At 74.1% G+C, this 6,300-nt stretch carries 5 protein-coding genes; all 5 read left to right on the top strand.

From position 1 onward, the window contains the following. Positions 1 to 1,065 (top strand): LLM class flavin-dependent oxidoreductase (locus tag E0D90_RS22495; RefSeq protein ID WP_227870413.1); only part of this gene is annotated, 1,065 nt, incomplete at its 5' end. 5 nt (positions 1,066 to 1,070) lie between these two features. After that, positions 1,071 to 1,928 (top strand): NADPH-dependent F420 reductase, encoded by an 858-nt coding sequence (npdG, locus tag E0D90_RS22500; RefSeq protein ID WP_130799838.1) that lies wholly within the window; start codon positions 1,071 to 1,073, stop codon positions 1,926 to 1,928. Beyond that, positions 1,925 to 2,758, top strand: coding sequence for a carbon-nitrogen hydrolase family protein (locus E0D90_RS22505; RefSeq protein ID WP_130799839.1), 834 nt, complete (start codon positions 1,925 to 1,927; stop codon positions 2,756 to 2,758). The genes npdG and E0D90_RS22505 overlap by 4 nt, the downstream gene beginning before the upstream one ends. Then, positions 2,755 to 3,492 carry a 2-phospho-L-lactate guanylyltransferase gene (cofC, locus tag E0D90_RS22510; protein WP_157996915.1) on the top strand — a complete coding sequence of 246 codons (738 nt, stop codon included), beginning with the start codon at positions 2,755 to 2,757 and terminating at the stop codon, positions 3,490 to 3,492. The genes E0D90_RS22505 and cofC overlap by 4 nt, the downstream gene beginning before the upstream one ends. A gap of 50 nt (positions 3,493 to 3,542) precedes the next feature. Further along, positions 3,543 to 6,300 (top strand): bifunctional FO biosynthesis protein CofGH (locus tag E0D90_RS28715; protein ID WP_130799841.1); only part of this gene is annotated, 2,758 nt, incomplete at its 3' end.

Consider the following 6,300-nt stretch of genomic DNA (forward strand, 5'->3'; position numbering starts at 1 on the left):
CCGGCCCCCGAGGCCGCCGCCGGACGGCACCTCAACCACACAGAACGGAGCAGCTCGATGAAGCTTCCCCTGGGTATCCATGTCGGGGAACGACTGAGCCTGGAGCAGACCTACTGGCAGGCCGAACTCGCGGACAACAGCGGTTTCGAGTCCGTCTGGATCGCCGAGGGACGGCTCGCCCGCGACGGCATCGTGCCCGCCGCGATCGTCGCCAGCCGCACCCGCAACGTGAAGATCGGCACCGGCGTCGTCAACAACAAGAGCCGGAACGCCGCCCTGATGGCGGTCACCTTCAAGACGCTCGACGAGGTGGCCCCCGGCCGCGCCATCCTCGGCATCGGCGCCTGGTGGGAGCCGCTGGCCACCAAGGTCGGCGAGCCGCTCCGCAAACCGATCGCCTCGATGCGGGAGTACATCACCGTCCTCCAGCGCTTCTTCCGCAACGAGGTGGTCAACTTCGACGGTGAGTTCGTCCACATGGACGACGTCCGCTTCGACAGCATGTACCGGGAGAACAAGCCCGTCGACATCCCGATCTACATCGGCGCCGTCGGCCCCCGCATGCTGGAACTGGCCGGCGAGATCAGCGACGGCGTCCACATGGACTTCCTGCTGCCGCCCTCCTACCTCACCGGCGCCCGGCAGGCCATCGACAAGGGCGTCGCCAAGCGGACCGACGGACGCACCGGCATCGACCTGACCCAGATCGTCGCCTGCAGCGTCAACGACAAGGACCCGCAGGAGGCCATCGACGCCTGCAAGGCGTTCCTGACCCTCTACCTCGCGCAGCAGCCGCACATCGCCGAGCACTGCGGAGTGGAACGCGAACTGGTGGACCGCATCCAGGAGGTCGCCGGCTGGCCGGCCACCCCCGAGGACATCAAGCGCGCCATGACGCTCGTCCCCAACAGCCTGGTCCAGAACGTCACCGCCTGCGGTTCCACCGACGACGCCTTCGAGAAGCTGCTCTCCTACCACGAGGCGGGGGTCCGCTGTCCGGTCATCTCCACCCTCGGCGACAAGGAACAGACCCTCACCCGCCTCGCCCAGGCAGCGCAGGACTGAGCGCCGTGACCACCGACCGCACCTCCACCGCCTCCTCCACCGTCGGCACTACCGCCGACCGCGCCGCCCCCGACGGCACCTCGCCCCGTCCCGCCGTCCCCGGACCCGTCGCCGTCGTGGGCGGCACCGGCCCCCAGGGCAAGGGCATCGCGTACCGGCTGGCCCGCGCCGGCCACCACGTCGTGCTCGGCTCGCGGGACGCGGGACGGGCCCGTGAGGCCGCCGCCGAGATCTCCGCACTGCCCGGGGTCTGCCTCCCCCCGGGCGGTGCGGGCAACGAGGACGCCGCCCGCGGCGCCGGCACCGTGATCCTCGCGGTCCCCTACCAGGGGCACGCCGAGATCGTCGCCGCCCTCGCGGGGGCGCTCGCCGGGAAGCTGCTGATCTCCTGCGTGAACCCGCTCGGCTTCGACCGGCAGGGCCCCTACGGGCTGACCGTGCCCGACGGCAGCGCCGCAGAGGAGGCGGCGCGGCTGCTCCCGGACACCACGGTCACCGGTGCCTTCCACCATCTGGCGGCCCCGCTGCTGCTCGACCCCGACGCCGACCTCTCCCACGAGGACGTGCTGGTCTGCGGTGACGACGCCGACGCCCGGCGCCGCGTCGCCGCCCTCGCCGTCGACGTCACCGGCGGACGCGGCGTCGAGGCAGGCCGGCTGCGCATGGCGCGCCAGCTGGAGCCCCTGACCGCCGTGCTCATCTCCGTCAACAAGCGCTACCGGACCCGCTCCGGCCTCTCGCTCACCGGTGTGCCCGACGGCGCCCAAGCCGCCCCCGCGGCACCCGGGTCCGCCGGTGCCCACCCCGCACCCGCCGTACCGGCCACGCCGCCGGCCGCCGCAGCCAAGGAGTACGCCCGATGAAGCTCGCCGCCGTCCAGCTGCGCGCCACCGACGACCGCGCCGAGACCATCAGCCGCGCCGGTGACCTGGTGGAGTCCGCCGTCGACCAGGGCGCCACCGTGGTGCTGCTGCCCGAACTCTTCGCCGTGCCGTTCGTCCAGCCCGACCCCGACCCGGACTACTTCCGGCTGGCGGAGACGCTGGACGGCCCTTCCAACACCATGGCCGCCGACTACTCGCGGCGCGCGGACATCACCGTCGTCTCCTCGGTCTTCGAGGAGGGCGAGGTGCCCGGCACCTACTACAACACCGCCTGCACCTTCGTCCGCGGCGAACTGCGCTCCGTGTACCGCAAGTCGCATCTGCCGTTCTCCAACGGTTTCCCCGAGAAGTTCTACTTCCGGCCCGGCGGCGCCGAGCCGGAGGTGGTGGACACCGGTGAGGCCGGGGTCGGCACCATCATCTGCTACGAGCGGCACTTCCCGGAGCTGAGCCGGACCGTCGCGCTGCGCGGCGGCTCCGTCCTCTGCGTGCCCGTGGCGTCCGCCTCGGCGCCGATGCGTGAGGTCTTCCAACTGGAGCTGCGCGCCCACGCCGTCTTCAACGGCCTGTTCGTCATCTGCTCCAACCGCGTGGGCACCGAAGGCGTCAAGGAGTACTTCGGACTCAGCGCCGTCTACGGCCCGGACGGCGACATCCTGGCCCAGGCCGCCGACGACCGGGACGACGTCGCCGTCGCGGAGGCCGACCCCGAGCGGGTAGCCGCCACCCGGCGCAGCCGCCCGTTCCTGCGCGACCGGCGTCCCGAACTGTACGGCCGGCTCACCCGCATGACACCGGAGACATCGTGAGAACGCAGGCGGCCCCGCCGCAAGGAGCGGGTGCGTCCCGCCCGCCCGGGCAGGGCTGGCAGGTGCTGGTGCCCGCCAAGCCCTTCGGCCGCGCCAAGACCCGCTGCGGCGACCTGCCGCCGGAGCGCCGCGCGGAGCTGGCCCGTGCCATGCTCGGCGACGTGCTGTCCGCGCTGGCCGGCGTCCCGGCCGTCCGCGGCGTGACCGTCGTCGGCTCCGGGCCCGATGTCTGCGCCGCCGCACTGGCCGGCGGTGCGGCGGTGGCCACCGCACCCGGCCGCAGCGGGCTCAACGCCGAGCTGCGGCAGGCGCTGTGGTCCGTGCACGAGGCGGCGCCGGATGCCGCCCTGGCCGTGGTGATGGCCGACCTCCCGGCGGCCGGCCCCGAGGAGCTGGCCGCCGCCCTGGCAGCCGCCGGCCGCACGGGTTCCCCCGCCGTGGTCCGTGACGCCGAGGGCACCGGCACCACCATGCTGGCGCTGCGTCATCCCGACGAGTTCCGCCCCTGGCTGGGCCGTGGTTCGGCACGCCGCTACGCCGCCGACGGCTACCGCGACCTCGCGCTGCCCGCCGGCAGCGGGCTGCGCCACGACGTGGACACCACCGACGGTCTGCGCGCGCTGCCACCGGCCGCCCTCGGCCCGGCGACCCGCGCCTGGCTGGCCGCCACCCGGCCGGGCCACCGCACCGAACGGTCCGGGTCCACTCCGCGCGTCCCGGCGGGTGCCCGGTGAGCGCGCCGCCGTCGGAGCAGGCCGCCACCGCGGCGCCGACCGTCACGGCGATGCGGCGCGCCCTGCGCCGCGCCGGCGACGGCGTGACCCTCGACGCCGCCGAGGCCGAGGTGCTGCTGCACGCCCGCGACGCGGACCTGGAGCGGCTGTGTGCCGCGGCCTCCCGGGTGCGGGACGCCGGGCTGGAGGCCGCCGGCCGCCCCGGTGTCATCACCTACTCCCGCAAGGTGTTCATCCCGCTGACCAGGCTGTGCCGGGACCGCTGCCACTACTGCACCTTCGTGACCGTGCCGGGGAAGCTGCGGCGCGAGGGCCACGGCATGTACCTCTCGCCGGACGAGGTGCTGGAGATCGCCCGCCGGGGCGCCGCCGCGGGCTGCAAGGAGGCGCTCTTCACCCTCGGCGACCGGCCCGAGGACCGCTGGCCCGAGGCCCGCGAGTGGCTGGACGCCCACGGCTACGACGACACCCTCTCCTACGTCCGTGCCATGGCGGTGCTGGTACTGGAGGAGACGGGGCTGCTGCCGCACCTCAACCCCGGTGTCATCAGCTGGACCGACTTCCAGCGGCTCAAGCCCGTCTCCCCGTCGATGGGGATGATGCTGGAGACCACCGCGACCCGGCTGTGGTCCGAACCGGGCGGCCCCCACCACGGCTCACCCGACAAGGAACCCGCGCTCCGGCTCCGCGTCCTGGAGGACGCCGGCCGCTCTGCGGTGCCGTTCACCACCGGGGTGCTGATCGGCATCGGCGAGACCCACGCGGAGCGCGTCGACGCTCTGCTGGCGATCCGCCGGGTGGCGCGCGCCTACGGCGGCGTCCAGGAGGTGATCGTCCAGAACTTCCGCGCCAAGCCCGACACCGCCATGCGGTCCGTGGCCGACGCGGGGCCGGCCGAACTGGCCGCCACCGTCGCGGTGGCGCGGCTGCTCCTGGGGCCGGGCACCCGCATCCAGGCACCGCCCAACCTGGTCGCCGAGGAGTTCGCGCTCATGGTCGCCGCCGGGATCGACGACTGGGGCGGCGTCTCCCCGGTGACGGCCGATCACGTCAACCCCGAACGCCCGTGGCCCGCGATCGGGGAACTGGCCGCGCGCACGGCCGCCGCCGGGTTCACGCTGCGCGAGCGGCTGACGGTCTACCCGGAGTTCGTCCGGCGCGGAGAACCGTGGATCGACCCCCGGATCGCCGGGCATGTCGCGGCGCTGGCCGACCCGGTGAGCGCCCTGGCGGCCGACGGCGCGACGCCGCACGGACTGCCCTGGCAGGAGCCGGAGACCCCGCTGACCGACAGCGGACGCACCGACCTCCACCAGACCATCGACACCGACGGCCGGACCGGCGACCGCCGCGAGGACTTCGACGAGGTCTACGGCGACTGGACCGAACTCCGCGAGCAGGCCGCCCCCGGCCTCGTCCCCGACCGGCTCCCCGGCCAGGCGGACGGCACGGCACCCCAGCGGATCGAGGGCGCCGTCAAGGAGGCGCTCTCCGTCGCCGCCGACGACCCCACCCGCCTCACCGACGACCAGGCCCTCACCCTCCTGCACGCCGACGGCCCCGCCCTCGACGCGCTCTGCGGCATCGCCGACGCGCTGCGCCGCGACACCGTCGGCGACGAGGTCACCTACATCGTCACCCGCAACATCAACTTCACCAACGTCTGCTACACCGGCTGCCGGTTCTGCGCCTTCGCCCAGCGCCGCACCGACGCCGACGCCTACACCCTCTCCCTGGACCAGGTCGCCGACCGCGCCGCGCAGGCGTGGGACGTCGGCGCCGTCGAGGTGTGCATGCAGGGCGGCATCCACCCCGACCTGCCCGGCACCGCCTACTTCGACATCGCGCGCGCCGTCAAGGAACGCGTCCCCGGCATGCACATCCACGCCTTCTCCCCGATGGAAGTCGTCAACGGCGCCTCCCGCACCGGGCTTTCCATCGAGGACTGGCTCACCGCCGCCCGCGAGGCGGGCCTCGACTCACTGCCCGGCACCGCCGCCGAGATCCTCGACGACGAGGTCCGCTGGGTCCTCACCAAGGGCAAGCTGCCCGCCGACACCTGGATCGAGGTCGTCACCACCGCCCACAGGCTGGGCCTGCGCACCTCCTCGACGATGATGTACGGCCACGTCGACCAGCCCCGCCACTGGCTCGGCCACCTGCGCACCCTCGCCCGCATCCAGCGGGAGAACGCCGAACGCGGCGTCGCCGGCTTCACCGAGTTCGTCACCCTCCCGTTCATCCACACCAACGCGCCCGTCTACCTCGCCGGAATCGCCCGGCCCGGCCCGACCGCCCGCGACAACCGTGCCGTCACCGCGATGGCCAGGCTGCTGCTCCACCCGTACATCACCAACATCCAGACCAGCTGGGTCAAACTCGGCGCCGACGGCGCCGCCCAGATGCTGCGCTCCGGCGCCAACGACCTCGGCGGCACCCTGATGGAGGAGACCATCTCCCGCATGGCCGGGTCCCGTTACGGCTCCCACATGTCCCTGGCCGGGCTGCGGGAGATCGCGGAAGCCGCCGGGCGCCCCTCCCGCGCGCGGACCACGCTGTACGGCGAGGTGCCCGAGGAGCGGCGCCGCGCGGCCGAGGCCGCGGACGGGCGGCTGCCCGAACTCCTGCCGCTGCTCCCGGCGGACGGCACGCCCGGGGGTGGCGGCGCCGGGACCGGCGGGGGGCCCGGGGAGGTCGTGGCCGACGGGCGGGACCTGCGGGGTGAGGTCGGTCGAGCCGGCCCCGGTGCCGGGGGGCGGGGCGGCCGGCATGGGGGGGTCTCTTATACACATCTGACGCTGCCGACGA

Source organism: Streptomyces otsuchiensis (assembly GCF_004305975.1).
Classification (GTDB): Bacteria; Actinomycetota; Actinomycetes; order Streptomycetales; family Streptomycetaceae; genus Streptomyces; species Streptomyces otsuchiensis.

What these genes read in the sequence shown, in the direction of transcription:
- E0D90_RS22505 (WP_130799839.1), top strand. Translation starts at nt 1,925, where the DNA reads ATGAAGCTCGCCGCCGTCCAGCTGCGCGCCACCGACGACCGCGCCGAG.